This window comes from Butyrivibrio proteoclasticus P6B7 (assembly GCF_000622085.1).
Lineage (GTDB): Bacteria > Bacillota > Clostridia > Lachnospirales > Lachnospiraceae > Butyrivibrio > Butyrivibrio proteoclasticus_A.
The window spans coordinates 56,715-73,735 of sequence record NZ_JHWL01000003.1; the positions used below are offsets into that span (position 1 = coordinate 56,715).

At 41.4% G+C, this 17,021-nt stretch carries 12 protein-coding genes and 2 tRNA genes; 3 read left to right on the forward strand and 11 right to left on the reverse strand.

The annotated features are described in order from the left end of the window. Positions 1-9 precede the first annotated feature (9 nt). The 5 genes from T541_RS0103480 to T541_RS0103500 all read right to left on the reverse strand — a co-directional run bounded on the left by T541_RS0103480 (position 10) and on the right by T541_RS0103500 (position 9,669). Positions 10-3,072 carry a DUF6240 domain-containing protein gene (locus T541_RS0103480; RefSeq protein WP_026651369.1) on the reverse strand — a complete coding sequence of 1,021 codons (3,063 nt, stop codon included), beginning with the start codon at positions 3,070-3,072 and terminating at the stop codon, positions 10-12. Positions 3,073-3,161: 89 nt separating this feature from the next. Next, complete coding sequence (glgB, locus tag T541_RS0103485) at positions 3,162-5,093, reverse strand: 1,4-alpha-glucan branching protein GlgB (protein ID WP_026651370.1); 1,932 nt, start codon at positions 5,091-5,093, stop codon at positions 3,162-3,164. 27 nt (positions 5,094-5,120) lie between these two features. Beyond that, a complete protein-coding gene (locus T541_RS0103490) occupies positions 5,121-7,973 on the reverse strand; it encodes a hypothetical protein (RefSeq protein WP_026651371.1) in 2,853 nt (950 codons plus the stop codon). Between the two features lie 58 nt (positions 7,974-8,031). Beyond that, a complete protein-coding gene (rsmA, locus tag T541_RS0103495; RefSeq protein ID WP_026651372.1) occupies positions 8,032-8,892 on the reverse strand; it encodes a 16S rRNA (adenine(1518)-N(6)/adenine(1519)-N(6))-dimethyltransferase RsmA in 861 nt (286 codons plus the stop codon). Between the two features lie 12 nt (positions 8,893-8,904). Beyond that, on the reverse strand, positions 8,905-9,669 hold the full coding sequence (locus tag T541_RS0103500) for a TatD family hydrolase (RefSeq protein ID WP_026651373.1): 765 nt from the start codon (positions 9,667-9,669) through the stop codon (positions 8,905-8,907). 204 nt (positions 9,670-9,873) lie between these two features. On the opposite strand from T541_RS0103500, the gene T541_RS0103505 reads away from it, so the two are divergent. Beyond that, a tRNA-Lys gene (locus T541_RS0103505) sits at positions 9,874-9,946 on the forward strand. A gap of 124 nt (positions 9,947-10,070) precedes the next feature. Here the strand turns inward: T541_RS0103505 and T541_RS0103510 are convergent. The 6 genes from T541_RS0103510 to sufC form a co-directional block, all read right to left on the reverse strand. Then, positions 10,071-10,616, reverse strand: coding sequence for a YgjP-like metallopeptidase domain-containing protein (locus T541_RS0103510; RefSeq protein ID WP_026651374.1), 546 nt, complete (start codon positions 10,614-10,616; stop codon positions 10,071-10,073). Positions 10,617-10,704: 88 nt separating this feature from the next. Then, the gene (gene sufU, locus T541_RS0103515; RefSeq protein ID WP_026651375.1) at positions 10,705-11,154 is read right to left on the reverse strand and encodes a Fe-S cluster assembly sulfur transfer protein SufU; all 450 of its coding nucleotides are present in this window, start codon (positions 11,152-11,154) and stop codon (positions 10,705-10,707) included. Next, positions 11,144-12,364 carry an aminotransferase class V-fold PLP-dependent enzyme gene (locus T541_RS0103520; RefSeq protein ID WP_026651376.1) on the reverse strand — a complete coding sequence of 407 codons (1,221 nt, stop codon included), beginning with the start codon at positions 12,362-12,364 and terminating at the stop codon, positions 11,144-11,146. Before T541_RS0103520 ends, sufU begins: the two co-directional genes overlap by 11 nt. Positions 12,365-12,385: 21 nt before the next feature. Further along, a complete protein-coding gene (locus T541_RS0103525; protein WP_026651377.1) occupies positions 12,386-13,555 on the reverse strand; it encodes a SufB/SufD family protein in 1,170 nt (389 codons plus the stop codon). A gap of 15 nt (positions 13,556-13,570) precedes the next feature. Then, a complete protein-coding gene (gene sufB, locus T541_RS0103530) occupies positions 13,571-14,980 on the reverse strand; it encodes a Fe-S cluster assembly protein SufB (RefSeq protein ID WP_026651378.1) in 1,410 nt (469 codons plus the stop codon). A gap of 27 nt (positions 14,981-15,007) precedes the next feature. Continuing rightward, on the reverse strand, positions 15,008-15,754 hold the full coding sequence (gene sufC / locus T541_RS0103535) for a Fe-S cluster assembly ATPase SufC (RefSeq protein WP_026651379.1): 747 nt from the start codon (positions 15,752-15,754) through the stop codon (positions 15,008-15,010). Positions 15,755-15,987: 233 nt separating this feature from the next. On the opposite strand from sufC, the gene T541_RS0103540 reads away from it, so the two are divergent. Both T541_RS0103540 and T541_RS0103545 read left to right on the forward strand, forming a co-directional pair. Then, positions 15,988-16,058, forward strand: a tRNA-Gly gene (locus T541_RS0103540). 63 nt (positions 16,059-16,121) lie between these two features. Next, positions 16,122-17,018 (forward strand): putative manganese transporter, encoded by an 897-nt coding sequence (locus tag T541_RS0103545; RefSeq protein ID WP_051538071.1) that lies wholly within the window; start codon positions 16,122-16,124, stop codon positions 17,016-17,018. The last annotated feature ends 3 nt before the right edge of the window (positions 17,019-17,021 follow it).

The window sequence follows — 17,021 nt, forward strand, 5'->3', positions numbered from 1 at the left end:
AAATCTGGCTCATAGAGCCTCTATAAATGCTTTTGCCATCGTCAAGAACACTTTAGTGTCGGTAAATTCTTTTAAGTTGCCATCCTTGGCATTAGCATTAACCTGTCCTACGGAACTAGGTTTAATCTGAGCGTGGTAAAGGATTCCGATTCTCTCTTGGTTGATACCAAGGCCCTTTAATTTTTCCGCCATTTTGTCGCACAGTTTGGTTCTTACGCCTTCAAGATATTCAGACTCCTCTGAGCTGTTGCCGTTAGTAGTACTTAGTATGCCATTTATTATGCCATCACTAACGTAGAGGCTAGCCGTAATCAGCCCATATTCGTATGTCTGAACACTTGCTTCCATCCGTGAGTTCATGCTGTCATCGCTCCTAAGAGTGATGTGCATGGATATCTTTTGCCCATCCAGGTCGATTGGTACGTCAAAGCTTCCTCTGTCTGAGCATTTGCTCATAACTGAAAGCTGCTTTTGCATCAGGGTGATGGACCTTACATCGATGTAGGTGTCATCTTCGTTCATAAGAACGTCTGATAACTTGTCAGAGATGTTCCGAAGAGAATCCTTATACTGGTTGGGATAATCATCTTCAGAAAGAGCGTCAACCAGCAATTGTTGCTCCTTTTCAATCTCTTCTTCGTCCACATCCTTGGTCTTTTCCCAGATGCTTCCACTTCGCCTGTCTCTTCTGGCTCCAATCATGGCCTCCAGATTGCTAAATGTCACTTCCACATCGAGTGTTGTCATTTCATCCAGCGCACCAGTAGCCTCTTTCCCTGACAGGGTCTCTCTTATATGTCTTGCCTGCTCAGCATAGTACTGCTTATCCAGATCCTTATCGGATTCTGTTTCCACAAGCCTATCGGCAAGTTCTGTTAAAAGAGTATTCTCTGTCGGGTTTGCAGCCTGTAATTTTTCGGGCTCAAGATTCTCATATATTATATCGGCCTTGGCGCTATAAAATCTGAATGCTAAATTGATTTGTTCATCAATTTTTAATCCAAGGCTTCTTGATCTGGTGGAAAGCCCACCGAAATCATCATCTACTACATAGTCCATTCCTCTTTGGGATTTCTTAAAGGATCTTGTTGCCTCCAGGAGATTCTTAATATTCATCTCCTGGCCGGTCTTAAGGACTGAACCAATGGCTTTGTAATCATCTTTTTTGATGGTATTAAAAAGCCTGTATATTCCAATGAATGACTGCTTCTCTTCCTCTGTGATATCGCCTTTTTTCTCAAGCTTATAGAGGAACTTGGAATACTTTTCTCTGGACTTATCTTTACCCTGACCATCGCCATCATTTCCCTGATTCAGGTGCTCATCAAGGCTCTGGCTTAGTTGTTCAATGGTCATTCCAAGAGGATTCTTTCCCTCTTTAATAAGATCCATTACTGCGCCAGGTTTAAGTCTTTCAACTGTAGCTCTTACAAGCTGATCCCATCCCTTTACTTCTTCTATGGCTTTCTGATTGATCTCCAGTTTGTTGTAGCCAAGGATCCTGACAGCTCGCCTGTTGTCATCATTTGCCTCAAGCTCAAGATCTTCTAATATGTCATCAACATTCTGGAAGGCCTTCTCGATCCTGTCACCAAGATCTTTACGAGGGGCTGTCATCAGCGCTTCATAGCTCTCGCCTGCTTTTTTATAGCGGGATGCGATAAGTGTTGATTCTACGCTAATGTCTGTAAGGGTGGCAGTTGCAAGCCTTGAAGCCATTGATCCAATTACATCAGCTGGACCTTTGGCGATTGTAGAGGCTCTTGAAACTGTCATTTCAAAGACAGATGAGGTTGCTTCTATTGATTCACTTGCTAGCTGTGCTTTAAGGGCATCGATAAGCTCCTGCATTGGCGCTGTATCGATAGAAAAGCCGCTGTTAAGAAGCTGCTTATTTGCTTCAAATGTCATTCTTAGACGAACTTCTTCAAGCTGCAGTCTTGCTTCTAAGAATTTAGGGTCACTGCTTGGTACATCTTTATCTGCGCCTGCGGAAAAGAGATTATGAAGGTTTAGCTCTTTTTCTGAAGCTATAACGGATTTGATGTTTTCGTCACTTATCTGCCTTGTTTGCTCAAGGATCTCTTTTGCCTTGGTGCTGTTTGAAGATGGATCTGAAAGGTTTGCCATAACCGGCTTCTTACCATCTGCTATGGCTGCACTTATTGCCTTTGCGGCCAGTTCTTCTGATATAGGAAAAGAAATCTCTTTTATCTGATCTAATTGAACCAGGTTATCAGGATTAAGGGGAATTCCCTGTTCAACAATCCATTTGGCCTCTCCCTTGACGCTTTCATCAGTCACGTCAAGTCCAGCCTCTTCAACAACCTTCTCTATCTGAGAGGAAAGCTGCTCCCAATCGAAACTATCTGCCTTCTGGGCATAATATCCTCCTGCGTCCTGAGCATAGTAGCCTCTGCCATTTACAGAAACGCCATTGGTGCTGTGGGATGCAAGATACACATTTTCGATGGTTGGAGACATGGAATTAAGGACCATGTACTTAACTGCATCGTCTGAAAGCTCTGATATTTCAGAGATCTGCTCATAGGCCTGCTTAGCAGACTTGGCATTATCTGGCGTCAGAGGTATGTCGTTTTCTTTGAAGCTTTGTTTAAGGGCATTTGCAAAGGACTGACTCCCAACAATCTTGCTGAGTTTGTCAGTAGAAATATCGTCATTATATCCAGTAATCTCCTTACCGGACATAAGTAGAACACTCTTGATCTTATCAAGAATGGTGACTGTTTCTTTATCATTAAGGTCCTTAAGATCAAATCCATCCTCTGCTGCCTTGGCATAGTCTTCCTCAGAGAGTGTATTTGATAAAAGTGCCATATAATTATGCTGCCATTTAACGTCCGTGTCTTGTGCCAAATCACTGATATCTTCAGCGGATCTGGTATGCTGCGCATAAGCTTCGTTACTAAAAATGCTGGTTTTCAGATCAACCTGATAGGCTGCTTTCTTAGTATCTACTGGTCTGCTGCCTATGTTAGACCTTTCAACTTCCGTGCCGACTGGTAAACCACCGGTTTTCTGATCTGAAACGTTCTGAAATGTTATATTCATATACGCCTCATTTAGTTTATTTAACCTACACAAAAAGGTGATGGACATATTATCCATCACCTTCTATTTCGGCTTGCGCTCCCAAAATCTTAAGTTCGTTTCTTTGTTATTTTTTTGTCCTGTTGGAATACAAAAACTTCAGCGCCGTAAGGAGGCAGATCAAAGGTAATACTGTAATCCTTATAGTCGCAAAGCCCTTCCACAGCCTTTATCTTGTCCGGAATGTTGCTACCCATTCCGCCATAGCACTCTTTCTGAGAATCCAGGATATGTGTGTAGGTTCCTGCAAATGGAACACCTACCATAAAGCCCTTTCTCTCCATAGGAGTCATGTTAAGCACGAAAAGAATATTGTCTTTTCCATTTATGGCTCTTCTGTAGAAGCTGTAGATGCTTCTATCCTTATCATCTGGATTGATCCATTCGAATCCGCCCCAGTCATCATCTACTTCGTAAAGAGCTGGATACTTCCTGTAGATCTCAAGGAGCTTACCAACGTAATCCTTCATTCCTCTGTTGAGGTCGTTGCCAAGAAGGAACCAGTCAAGCTCTCTTTTCTCACTCCACTCACGCTCCTGGCCAAAGTCCTGTCCCATAAAGAGAAGCTTCTTGCCAGAGTGGCCAAACATGTAAGTGTAGCCCACACGGAGGTTGGCATATTTATCAACCTGATAGCCAGGCATCTTCTCAACCATTGAGCACTTAAGATGAACAACTTCGTCATGGGACAGCGGAAGAATGTACTTCTCAGCGCTGTTATAGCTCATGGCAAAGGTCATCATATAATGAGCGCCCTGTCTAAAGTATGGATCCAGTTTCATGTATTCACAGAAATCATGCATCCATCCCATGTTCCACTTAAAGGCAAATCCAAGACCATCATCTTCTGGCCTTGCTGTAACCTTAGGCCATGCTGTTGATTCCTCAGCAATTGTAAGGAATTCAGGATATGTGCCTCTGACAACACTGTTAAAGTGCTTGAAGAACTCTATAGCATCAAGGTTCTCATGTCCACCATACTTATTAGGAACCCACTGTCCATCCTTTTTACCATAGTCAAGGTATAGCATTGAAGCCACAGCATCAACTCTAAGACCATCGATATGGAATTTCCTGATCCAATAAAGGGCATTGGCAATGAGGAAGTTCTTAACCTCTGGCTTTCCAAGGTTAAAGATCTTGGTTCCCCAGTCAGGATGCTCTCCTTTTCTTGGGTCTGGATCTTCGTAGATGCACTGTCCATCAAAACATGCAAGACCGAATTCGTCAGGACAGAAATGGGCTGGAACCCAGTCAAGGATGATACCGATATTGTTCCTGTGAAGCTTATTAACAAGATACATAAAGTCTGATGGCTCGCCGTATCTTGATGTAGGTGCGTAGTAGCCAGTTACCTGATATCCCCATGAGCCATCGAAGGGATGCTCCGCAATACCAATAAGCTCAATGTGGGTATACTTCATCTCTTTTAAATATTCAACAATTCTATCTGCAAACTGTCTGTAGGTATAGAATCCGTCTTCTGTTCCATCTGGATGCTTCATCCAGGAACCGATGTGACATTCATAGATTGCGATTGGCATTCTATTTATGTCTTTTCCCTTAAAATTCTCGTACCACTTGGAGTCAGACCACTTAAAGCCGCTAAGGTCAGTGGTTCTTGACGCATTTCCAGGTCTTAGCTCTGCAAAATTCGCATATGGATCAGCTTTATACAGCTTTCTTCCATCCTGTGTTGTAATAAGAAATTTGTACAACTCTCCAATTCCTACTCCTGGAATGAAGATTGTCCATATATTTCCAGTCTTAGTTCTTTTCATCTGATGAGCATATTCGTCCCATCCGTTAAAAGAGCCAACGACATGCACGTCAGCAGCATTTGGCGCCCAAACTGCGAAGAAATAACCTTTTTTACCCTTCTCTTCTGATGGGTGCGCTCCTAACTTATCATAGATGTCGTAATGTGTTCCCTGTCCAAATAGATATTCATCTGCTTCAGATATAAATACCTTTTCGCTCATTTTAGCCCCCCTCGATGCTTTCTATGATTAGTGCATGAAATCTTTTTCTCTAAGAATGATCATATCGTTCTCATCATAACGCTTGTTGACTATCACATCCATGAAATGTCCGATAGTTCTCTTTTCAGCGTAGTAGATGGCATCGTCTACAATGTCTTTTACTTCTGAAACTGTAACTTCATGATCCAAGGTCTGTCTATCTGCAATTCTTGTATGAAGCGCCAGAATTCCCAGGTTGTCGATGGTGTACTCTCTCTCAAGAGCATACTGCTTGGCATATGCCACAAGGGAATCATCATCAAGGGCTTCAATATCTACTCTTACGTTAAAACTCTGCTTAAGAGATGGGTTCTTATCAAGGAATTTGTCCATATCTTCCTTGGTGTCTTCCATAACGATGATAAGGCCCTTATTCTCTTCCTGAAGAATCTTGATAAGCTCGCTTACTGTCTCTGCCTCAAGGTCAGCTGCTCTCTGGATGATAAGAGCACCATTTGCAAGCTTCTCAAAGATGCTGGCAGTACTCTTCTTGTTCAGAGTATTAGCTGTTATCTTGGCAACCTTTCCGCTGAAGTTGGAATCTGAAACCTGCATAGCCTTAATAAGTCCCTTGGCAAGGTTAACTGTTCCTGCCCCCTCTTCACCGGTTACAATTGCGTTGCCACTGAAGGCATCCATGCTCATATTGTCTATGGCATTGATGATCTGTCTTCTTGATTTCTTATGATGAATATATGGTCCAAAGAGCTCTTTCTCCTCAGGAGTCATTGTTCTAACTCGTTCCTCGAGCTCTCTGTTGCCAATGTGATGCGGCTGTTTTTCTTTATTCTCTTTCTTAGCTTTAGCAGGCTCTTCTGGCTTAGCGGATTCCTCTGCTTCTTCTGTATCTGAATCCTCTGCCTTCTCTAAGTCTTCTGCCTTTTCTGAATCGGATTCCTCTACGTCACCCTGATCCTCAGATTCTTCCGCCTCTTCGTCCTCTGGAGTCTCAGGCTCTGAATTATCTGTAGGCTCCACAGAGTCTTCGCTTTCTTCTGTATCTTCTGATGCTTCGGTTACTTCTTCTGTATCCTCTGCATCTTCAACATCTTCTACAGGAGTATCTACTGACTCTTCTGATTCTGCTGCCTTTTCTTCAGATTCAGTCTCTTCTACTGCTGCCTCTGTTTCTGCGGTTTCAAGAGTGATGTCATCGTCCATGTCATCATCTGGAATCTCTTCCATTGGGATAAGTCCTTCTCTTTCTATGGTCTCATCCACTGCTGCAGCGATTACATCATCACTCTTAACAGACCAGTCTCCTCTTCCAGAAGCCTTGTCATGTCTTTCCTTCTTAAGAGCGTCAGAGATAGACTTCTCGATCTTTTCCTGAAGACCTTCCTTACGCTGCTGATCATAATCAGCAAACATGTTGCCTGTCTCATCAGCAACTCTCTTCTTAACTCTTTCAAGCTGCTTCTGCTGCTGGTCCTTTTTAAACTGTTCCCAGTTGTTCATATAATCAGCAATGCTGATCTGTCCAGTGATCTGCTTCTCAACCTCTGGCTCAGTCTCAACTGCCATACTGATCTGTCCGTCGTATTCCTGAGAAAGGATCTTCTCAAAGTGGGTTGGCATCTGATAGTTGGCGTTTGGATGAATGACTGCTCCAGGCACTTCATCCTCAAGAGGCTTATTCTCATAGACCACACCAGTCTGGGATCCAAGAATTGGCCCATTTCCGCCATATTTAATATCAATGCCAAGCTCAGGCTGGGTGTCGTCATCTCCAATAACCTCTTTAAGGCCCTCTGCGAGCGCCTCCTGAAGGTTCATGGTGTTAAACGCGCTGACATCTACTGATGGTTCCTTGATCTCACTTATATGAGGATAAACAATATTGTCCTCTGAAGCCTCTGGCTCTGAATCTGCAGTCACATCACCTGTTACTGCTCCAATCTCTCTCATACCATCGCCAACATAGGTATCCTCATAAACAGGATCCTCTGGGACTGGCTCTTCATATGTCTGTTCTTCGTAAACAGGCTCCTGATAAACTGGTTCCTGATATACAGGCTCTTCTGACACAGGCGCTGCCTTGGCAGTATCTCTGGTCATATTGTATTCTCTGATCACTTCATCTGTGATAGGAGGCATCTCTTTTGTAGGCTGCTTAGGCTCTACTGGAGCATCTAAATCCTCAACTACCAGAGTTTCCTCTGCCTCTTGTGCAGGTTCTTGTTCTTCCTGAACCGGCTGCTGGCTTGCTGAAACGAATCCACCGTGATTCTCTTTATAGCGGACATATCTATCCTGCTGCTCTGGAGAAAGTGGTTCATGAAGAGCCTTAAGCTCCAATGCCTTCATGACATATCTTCCGTCCCCAAACCAAAGGAACATTTCATCACATTCTTCAATGCACTCAGTAGTAAGGCCTACCCTATGATAAAGGTATGCCAGCTCATATGCCCATCTTTCTGTATAATCGTGTTTTTTGAGTTCTTCAAGGACAGCTATTCGCTCTTCAAGACTTACTTCCTGTGCTTCGTAGAGCTTATACTGCAAGATGTATCTGCCCGTATCTCTTGGGGCGATTCTTACGAATTCTTTATAATACTCGACAGCCTGTACGAACTCGCCCATTTTAATTGCAAGTTCACAAAGAGAATAGACGATTGCTCTTCCTGTGGGATGTCTGTCATAGGCCATAAGCAGAACATCTCTACTTTCCTCATATCGTCTATTTATCTTGTACAGGTCACTTATTTTACACAACATGGTAACGTTTTTAACACGTTTCCAGTCGATTGTATCAGCAATTTTAACTGCTTCGGCAAATCTGCCTTCCCCAATCAAAGCCTTAATTTCATCGGCTCGAATTCTGTATTCGACTTTATCCAAAATCCCCACCTCTTTGGTGCTTTACTACTATATCTAGTGTTTAGTTTAACATAGCACCTTACCTTTGTAAAATATCTGAAAGGGCTGCAAACTGCTCAAGACTAAGCACTTCGCCCCTTACTTTTTCATCAAGTCCCATTTCAAGCAGCGCATCAACAACTTGTTGTCTGGACACCTTTAATGCCGGGTTGTTTGCAAGAGAATTAGACAAAGTCTTTCTCCTTTGATTAAATGCAGTCCTGATGATTTCAAACATATATTTATCATCCTGTACTTCTACAGGTCTTTCTTCATATCGCTCAAGCCTTACCACAGCAGAACCAACATTGGGCTGAGGAATAAAGCTGCTTGGAGGAACATCCATCACAGCCTCTGCCTTAGCGTAGAAACCAACAGCCAGTGACAATGAACCATAATCCTTATTTCCAGGTCCCATGACCATTCTGTCAGCCACTTCCTTCTGAACCATTACAGTCACGCTCTCGATAGGCGCTCCACTTTCAAATAGCTTCATGATGATTGGAGTTGTGATGTAGTAAGGAAGATTAGCTACTACCTTTATAGGCTTGTTGTCATTGTACTTAGCTACAATCTCTCCAATATCCACTTTAAGGATATCTTCATTTATGATTGTCACATTGTTATAGTCCGAGAGGGTGTGATCAAGAACAGGCAAAAGAGATCTGTCTATTTCCACAGCTATTACTCTCTTGGCACTTTCTGCAAGATACTGTGTAAGACTTCCAATTCCTGGTCCAATCTCAAGGACACAGTCATTGTCAGTGACCTTTGAAGCCTCAACTATTCCCGCAAGAACATTTGAATCTATAAGAAAGTTCTGGCCAAACTTCTTCTTGGCGCTCATATTAAACTTGGCAAGTACCTCTTTGGTACGGGCACTGTTTCCTAAATATGCCATAGCATATCTCCTTTATAATCCATAAAACCTTAATGCGTTATTATAAGTCACGTCCATGACTTCCTCTTTAGAAATGCCCTTGATATCTGCAATAGCCTCTACCACATAGGGTAAGAATAAAGAGCTATTTCTTTTTCCTCTATAAGGCTCTGGCGCAAGATAAGGACAATCTGTCTCAAGAAGGATCTTATCAAGGGGAAGATCTGCGACTGTTTCCTTTAGCTTTTTACCATTTTTGAAGGTAATAACACCGCCTACTCCAATGTAAAAGCCCATGTCTGCGCATATTCTTGCTATTTCCTTGGAATATGAAAAGCAGTGAACAACGCCGCCTATTTCCTCTGCCTTTTGCTCTTTCATGATGCGAAGGGTATCTTCTGCCGCTTCTCTTGAATGAATCACTACTGGCTTATGTTCTTCTCTTGCAAGACTGAGCTGTCTAGAAAACCAATGCTGCTGAAGCTCTCTAGATGGCTCAGGCCAATGATAATCTAGACCAATCTCTCCGATGGCTACGCACTTTGGTTTTCTACTCATAATGCGCAGTTCTTCGAGCTTATCATCATTAAGTTCCTCAACCTCACTTGGATGAACGCCAACGACAGCATAAATAAAATCGTATTTCTCTGAAAGCAAAAGAGCTTCCTTACTTGAAGCCATGCTTGCTCCAATATCGGCAATTCTCTCGATGCCATTCTCTTTCATCTGTGATAAAAGAGCTTCTCTATCTGCGTCAAATTGCTCATCATCATAATGAGCATGTGTATCAAAAATCATTTTTTACTCCAAAAACTCAAAAAAGTATTCCGACCAATAAAGAATAACATAAAAAAATACTCGTGAAAACCGCATAAACACTGAATTCTAAAATTTTTTTAATTTTTTTCAAAAAAAAGCTTGCATTTCTCTTTTTGACGTAGTAATATATCACTTGTCGTTAAGACACGGGCACGAAAGAAACGCCCACTGAATATTGTAAATGCGCTGCTAGCTCAGTTGGTAGAGCACCTGACTCTTAATCAGGTTGTCCAGGGTTCGAGACCCTGGCAGCGCACGCCGAGTACTGTTTTCGTAGGTATATCCTATGGGGATGGTACTTTTTTTGTGTGTAAATTGAGCCATGCACAAGCGGAGCTGTTCCGAGTCTGTCGGCATGGATCAATTTCTTCACCACCCACTTACTTCATCATCAGCTCATTCTCATGATCCCGTAGCCATTTTCTTCTCTCTTTATAATCAGGGATCACCTTTTCCACTTCAGCCCAGAACCTTTCAGAATGGTTCATCTCTTTTCTATGACAAAGCTCATGGACAACCACATAATCAATTATCTCCTCCGGAGCATTCATAAGCAGACAGTTAAAGTTAAGGTTTCCCTTAGAAGAACAGCTTCCCCATCTGCTCTTTTGTATTCTAATGGTTATTCTTCCGTAGTTAACACCTATTTCCTTTGAAAAACGATCTACCTTAGGCGGTAATATCCTTTTTGCCTTATCCACAAAAACCTTGATATCCAGTTCATTAAACTCTTGTTTCTGAGCGCTGTTATTTTGTCTTTCCTGCATCTTTTTAAGGCTTCTTGTTATCCAGTCGGACTTTTCCCCAAGAAACTTATTGATTTCCTTTTCTGGCATTCTTAATGGAGCTCTTACTATGACCCTTAAATCCTTGGTCACTTCTATTGCTAATGTTCTTCTTTTGCTGCGTATTAGTTCTATATTCAATGGCATCTCCAATTCTTATGCAAAAAACTCGGTGGAAAGTTATCCACCGAGCGTTTCATTTTTCAGATATTTATCCACAAAGAATTTATTATTTATCCCCTGTAGCCTTCTCAGGGTGCTCAAGCATCTCCTGCATTGTATGCCAACCAAGAACAGCACATTTAACTCGCGCAGGCATATGAGCCACATCCTGGAGTGCTGCTGCCTCATCAAGAGCCTCAAGACTCTCTTCATCGGTAATCTCGCCCTTGATCATTCCCATGAATGTTCCAGCAAGCTTAATTGCTTCTTCTTTGTTCTTACCAATAATCTGATCTGCCATCATATCAACAGATGCCTGTGAAATAGCGCATCCGCTTCCATCGTATGATGCATCTGTGATTACTCCGTTCTCAATCTTAAGAGAAAGGGTAATATCATCACCACAACTTGGATTAACTCCGCGGAGTACCAGATCAGGATTCTCCATAACCTTCTTGTGAACTGGATGTAAATTGTGTTCATTTACAATTTCACGATATAACTGTTTAAGCTCCATAGCCCATAACCTCTCTTACCTTTGAAAGCTTGTCCAAAAATCTCTCTACTTCCTCTTCAGTGTTGTAGAAGTAGACACTGGCCCTTGCCGTTGAACCAGCACCAATAAACTGCATCAGTGGCTGTGCACAATGATGTCCTGCCCTAATACATATTTTATCATCATTTAGTACAGATGACATATCATGTGGGTGAACTCCATCCATTGTAAATGTAACAATACCACAGTGCTTCTTGGGATCCTTTGGTCCATATACTTTGATATATGGCATTTTAGCAAGACCTTCCATCAAAAGAGTGGTGAGCTTTTCTTCTCTCTCTTTAATAAAATCAAAGCCAATATTCTGAATATAATCAATAGCTGCCTTAAGACCTACTGCATCACCAGCATTTACTGTTCCAGCCTCGAACTTATGTGGAAGCTCAGCGTATGTCGCATCTTCTCTTGTGACATACTCGATCATCTCTCCACCAGTAAGAAATGGCTGCATATTTTCAAGTAGTTCTAGTCTGCCATACAGTGCGCCAATTCCCATAGGTGCCAGCATCTTGTGTCCAGAAAAAGCAAAGAAATCTGCACCAAGATCTTTGACATTAACTTCCATATGTGGAGTTGACTGAGCGCCATCAACAACGACGATAGCGCCCTTTTCGTGAGCATATTCAGCGATTTCCTTAACAGGGTTTGTTACACCCATTACGTTAGATACGTGTCCTACAGCAACAATTTTTGCCTTATCTGTGATCTTTGAAGTATACTCATCCTTTGAGATAAAGCCCTCTTCGTCTGGCTCTAAGAAAACAAGCTTAGCTTTTTTCTTTTTGGCTACCATCTGCCATGGAAGCAAATTGCTGTGGTGCTCCATAACAGTAACGACAATCTCATCTCCCTCATTTACATTATCCATTCCGTAACTATAAGCCACAAGGTTAAGGGATTCTGTTGTATTTCTGGTAAAAATAATCTCCTCAGGCTTTACATTTCCAATAAACGCAGCAACAGCTTTTCTGGCATTCTCATATTCTTCTGTTGCTCCCATGCTCCAGTCATACAGACCACGAAGCGGGTTAGCATTTGTTGTTTTATAAAAAGAGGAAACTGCCTCAAGGACCTGTCTTGGTCTCTGAGATGTTGCCGCATTGTCAAAATATACATACTCGCCGGCATTTATTATTTCAAAATCCTTGCGAATCTCGTCTATAGTAGCCATTAAATCTCCTTCTAGCGCAAATTATACTATGCCCTGAATAAAATAAATTACCTTCTGCATAAGCTCAGGATCAGGAATCATTCTGGCAACGCTCTCAAGTCTTGCCTTGATCATGATGCGCTTTGCCTCTTCCTCGTCAATTCCTCTTGTCTGCATGTAGAAAAGAAGATCTTCCCCAAGCTGTCCAATAGTTGCTCCGTGTCTTCCATCTACGTCTTCTTCCTGACAAAGAATGACTGGCATAGTACGATTAACAACATTATCACTAAGAAGAAGTGTGTCCTCCTGCTCATCTCCAGCAGATCCAGAACTTCCATTTTTAAAATCAATGGTAAATCTAAGTGTCTTTTTGGCTTCTCCCATCAAAACACCCTTAAACTGCATAAGTGCATTAGTCTTCTTTCCTCTATGATCAGCCACATAGTTAATATCAAGCTCGTGATCATCTCTTGAAAGATATGCAATATTGCTGTTAAAATCTGCTTCCTTTTCAGAAAGGTTAATATAACAGCCATTCCATGCTTTATAAGCACCAAGTTCAACTGCAATTACATTGATAGCACCCTTTTCAAAGCAGGCACCACCCATATCGTCAAAATGTAAAAATCCGTTACCAAGAAGCTGTGATTTTACGATGTTGACCTTAGCACCTTCCTCAGCAAGAATTCTTGTACTGATTCCAAGAAAACCTGACGCATCCTTATCTGAGTTGTAGTCCATGATAAGTGTGATCTCTGAATTCTTCTTAGCATGAATTACCTGGGCAGAGACATTTCCATCTCCATCCTTAAGGTCATAGTGAAGAACCAAAGGCTCTGAAACCTTAACGCCTTCATCCACTGTGTAGATATCAGCCTTGGCAGAAACCTCTGTCATAAACTCATCCACATCTATGCCCATTCCAGTTCTGAGGACCTGATCCTTATCTCTATAGGATGTATCACCATTTGGATCTCCAGGAACTCCAGTGGTTACCTGGATTCTTTCTTTGTAGGCTCTAAATACTTCTCCAGCCTTTTCGAAATCAACGCTACTTTCTACAGTTACTCCGGCTGGAACAACATTAAGCTTTGGTGACTCAAAAGAATCTATTCTGATATCTGAAGCTAATATAGTACTGTCATTAAGTCTTAAAAAATTATAGGTAAGAACAGGCAGTACATTAACCTTCATGTTTAAATCTTTATTCATGTAACATGCTCCTTCTTAATGTCCGCTCATCTCGAGTTTGATAAGATTGTTCATCTCTACTGCATATTCAAGTGGAAGCTCCTTAGATACAGGATTTGCAAAGCCGCTTACGATCATAGCCTTTGCATCTTCCTCAGAAATTCCACGGGACATTAAATAAAATACTGCCTCATCGCTAATTCTACCAATCTTAGCCTCGTGTCCTACATCTGCATCGTTAGTACGAATATCCATAGCAGGAATAGTATCTGCTCTTGAAATACTATCAAGCATAAGTGAATCACAGGAAACAGATGCCTTCGCCTTCTTAGCACTATTCTGGATAACAACGCTACTTCTGTAGGTTCCTATACCACCGTCCTTAGAAATAGACTTAGTGGAGATAACAGAAGATGTCTTTTTACCCTGATGAACAACCTTGGCTCCAGTATCAAGATTCTGGCCCTTACCAGCAAATGTGATACCTGTGAACTCCATCTTGGAATTGTCACCCTTAAGAATAGTCATAGGATAAAGGTATGATGTGTGGGATCCGAAGGAACCTGATACCCACTCCATGATTCCATTCTCCTCAACAACAGCTCTTTTGGTGTTAAGGTTGTACATATTCTTAGACCAGTTCTCAATTGTTGAGTAACGAAGTCTTGCATTCTTTCCAACAAATAATTCTACGCAACCGGCATGGAGATTGGCTACGTTATACTTAGGGGCTGAACATCCTTCAATAAAGTGAAGATCTGCGCCTTCATCAACAATGATGAGAGTGTGCTCAAACTGACCAGCTCCTGCAGCATTAAGTCTAAAGTAGGACTGAAGTGGGATTTCCACCTTTACTCCCTTAGGCACATAAACAAATGATCCGCCTGACCAAACTGCTCCATGAAGAGCAGCAAATTTATGATCTGTAGGAGGAACAAGCTTCATAAAGTGTTCCTTGATCATATCTGCATATTCGCTTCTAAGGGCACTCTCAAGGTCTGTATAGATTACGCCCTGAGCAGCCACTTCATCTTTAACATTATGGTAAACAAGCTCTGAATCATACTGAGCTCCTACACCAGCTAAAGACTCACGTTCAGCCTGAGGAATACCAAGTCTTTCAAAAGTGTTCTTAATATCCTCTGGAACATCCTCCCACTTGCCCTTCATGTCAGACTTATGTCTAACATAGGAGGAGATTCTGTCCATATCCAGGCCTTCAATGCTTGGACCCCAATCTGGCATTTTGATCTCGTTATAGATATCAAGACATTTAAGTCTGAAATCTCTCATCCAATCAGGATCGTTCTTTTCCTCAGAAACCTTAAGTACTGTCTCCTTAGAGAGACCTTCCTTAAGTCTGTAGAAGTCCTGTTCATTCTCTACATCTTTAAAGTCATACATGCTGTGATCTATTTCATTCACAACCTGTTTATTCTCACTCATGTGTCACTTTCCTCCAGGGATCTTTGATTATAAAAATCTCTCAAATCCGTTTGCATTGATCTCATCTACTAAAGTTCCATCTCCAGTATGAACAATGTTACCTTTAACAAGTACATGTGTATAATCAACGTGGAGTGATTCTAAGATCTTGGTGCTATGTGTGATGATCAAAAGAGCTCCATCCTTCTTTTTCTGATACTCTTCGATACCCTTAGAAACAGTACGTACAGCGTCTACATCAAGACCTGAGTCTGTCTCATCGAGAATAGCAAATTTAGGATTGAGCATAAGAAGCTGTAAGATCTCTGCCTTTTTCTTCTCACCACCAGAGAATCCAACATTGAGATCTCTATCTGCATAAGACTCGTCCATAGAAAGGATCTCCATGGCTGCCTTAAGTGACTTCTGGAATGCCATAAGCTTAACTGGCGCTCCTGTCTGTGCATGATATGCATTTCTTATAAAACTGCTAAGTGAAATTCCTGGAACTTCGTATGGATTCTGGAAAGAAAGGAACATACCAGCCTTAGCTCTTTTATCTGCTGAAGCTGTTGTAATATCCTGTCCCTCGAAAAGAATATTACCCTCAGTTACACAATAATGAGAATTACCCATCAGTGTAAAACCAAGAGTTGACTTACCAGCACCGTTAGGGCCCATAAGTACATGGGTCTCACCTGGCTTGATATCCAAATTGATGTTATTAAGAATAGGAAGCTCATTATCAATAGAAACTGATAAATTCTTCACCTGTAATAAAGACTGCTCTGACATATATTTAATTCCTTTCCAATATGACTAATGATATTAGGATTTCTAATACAACAATAAGCGCTGCTAGTTTCAATTCCTACTAAACTAGTAGGGAAATAATAGCACCGCAAAATTGCATTGTCAAATCGCAGAAATACTCAATTTCTGGTTTTTCCGCAAACATTAGTAGTTTATCATAAAAGCGCTTGACATACCACTGAAACTTGAGTAAAATACAATCTTGTCAGCACCATGCGGGTGTAGTTCAATGGTAGAACACCAGCCTTCCAAGCTGGATACGTGGGTTCGATTCCCATCACCCGCTTACTGATATTTTTTTTGCCAAATTTTAAATGCAAATGATTCGCATTTGCAAAAAGGAGACATTATGGAAATGGTACTGGATGTAGTAATTGATGCTTTGATCGACTCACTTAAAATTCTTCCGTTCTTATTTATTACTTATCTTATTATGGAATTCTTAGAGCATAAGACTCAGGAATACTCCTCTAAGATAGTAGAAAAAACTGAATACTTTGGCCCACTCTGGGGCGGACTTATTGGAGTTTTCCCACAATGTGGATTCTCCGCTGCTGCCTCTAATCTTTATGCAGGCCGCGTAATCACACTTGGAACTTTAATTGCCATATACCTTTCTACCTCAGATGAGATGATTCCTCTTTTTATATCTGAACAGGTACCTTTAGCTACTATGGCAAAAGTTCTTTTGATAAAAGCTATCATTGGTATTGTTGCCGGATTCATCATTGATTTTGTTGTTCACGCTTATCATAAGGCCCACAACAAGAGCCTTAATGATCCTATAAAGATTGGCGAGCTCTGTGAAAAAGAGCACTGCCACTGCGACGAAGACGAAAGTCATGGTGTATGGGGAATTATTAAATCTGCCCTTGTTCATACTTTCCATATATTTGTTTTTGTTCTTATTCTGACAATGGTACTTGGATTTGTTATTGAATTCATTGGAAAAGAGAACCTGTCTAACCTGCTTAAGACAAACCCTGTGGCAAGTCACATATTATCAGGTATTATTGGTCTTATTCCAAACTGTGCTGCGTCAGTTATTATTACAGAGCTTTACTTAGAGAACATGATAACCTTAGGAACTATGATGTCTGGACTGTTAGTTGGAGCCGGAATTGGTCTTCTGATCCTATTTAGGGTAAACAATAACAAAAAAGAGAATATCAATATAGCTCTTTTACTCTTTGTTATTGGTACTGTTTCAGGACTTCTTATAGACCTTTTACACATCACGATCTGATAG

What these genes read in the sequence shown, in the direction of transcription:
- T541_RS0103480 (WP_026651369.1), bottom strand. Translation starts at nt 3,072, where the DNA reads ATGAATATAACATTTCAGAACGTTTCAGATCAGAAAACCGGTGGTTTA.
- glgB (WP_026651370.1), bottom strand. Translation starts at nt 5,093, where the DNA reads ATGAGCGAAAAGGTATTTATATCTGAAGCAGATGAATATCTATTTGGA.
- rsmA (WP_026651372.1), bottom strand. Translation starts at nt 8,892, where the DNA reads ATGGCATATTTAGGAAACAGTGCCCGTACCAAAGAGGTACTTGCCAAG.
- T541_RS0103500 (WP_026651373.1), bottom strand. Translation starts at nt 9,669, where the DNA reads ATGATTTTTGATACACATGCTCATTATGATGATGAGCAATTTGACGCA.
- sufU (WP_026651375.1), bottom strand. Translation starts at nt 11,154, where the DNA reads ATGGAGCTTAAACAGTTATATCGTGAAATTGTAAATGAACACAATTTA.
- T541_RS0103520 (WP_026651376.1), bottom strand. Translation starts at nt 12,364, where the DNA reads ATGGCTACTATAGACGAGATTCGCAAGGATTTTGAAATAATAAATGCC.
- T541_RS0103525 (WP_026651377.1), bottom strand. Translation starts at nt 13,555, where the DNA reads ATGAATAAAGATTTAAACATGAAGGTTAATGTACTGCCTGTTCTTACC.
- sufB (WP_026651378.1), bottom strand. Translation starts at nt 14,980, where the DNA reads ATGAGTGAGAATAAACAGGTTGTGAATGAAATAGATCACAGCATGTAT.
- sufC (WP_026651379.1), bottom strand. Translation starts at nt 15,754, where the DNA reads ATGTCAGAGCAGTCTTTATTACAGGTGAAGAATTTATCAGTTTCTATT.
- T541_RS0103545 (WP_051538071.1), top strand. Translation starts at nt 16,122, where the DNA reads ATGGAAATGGTACTGGATGTAGTAATTGATGCTTTGATCGACTCACTT.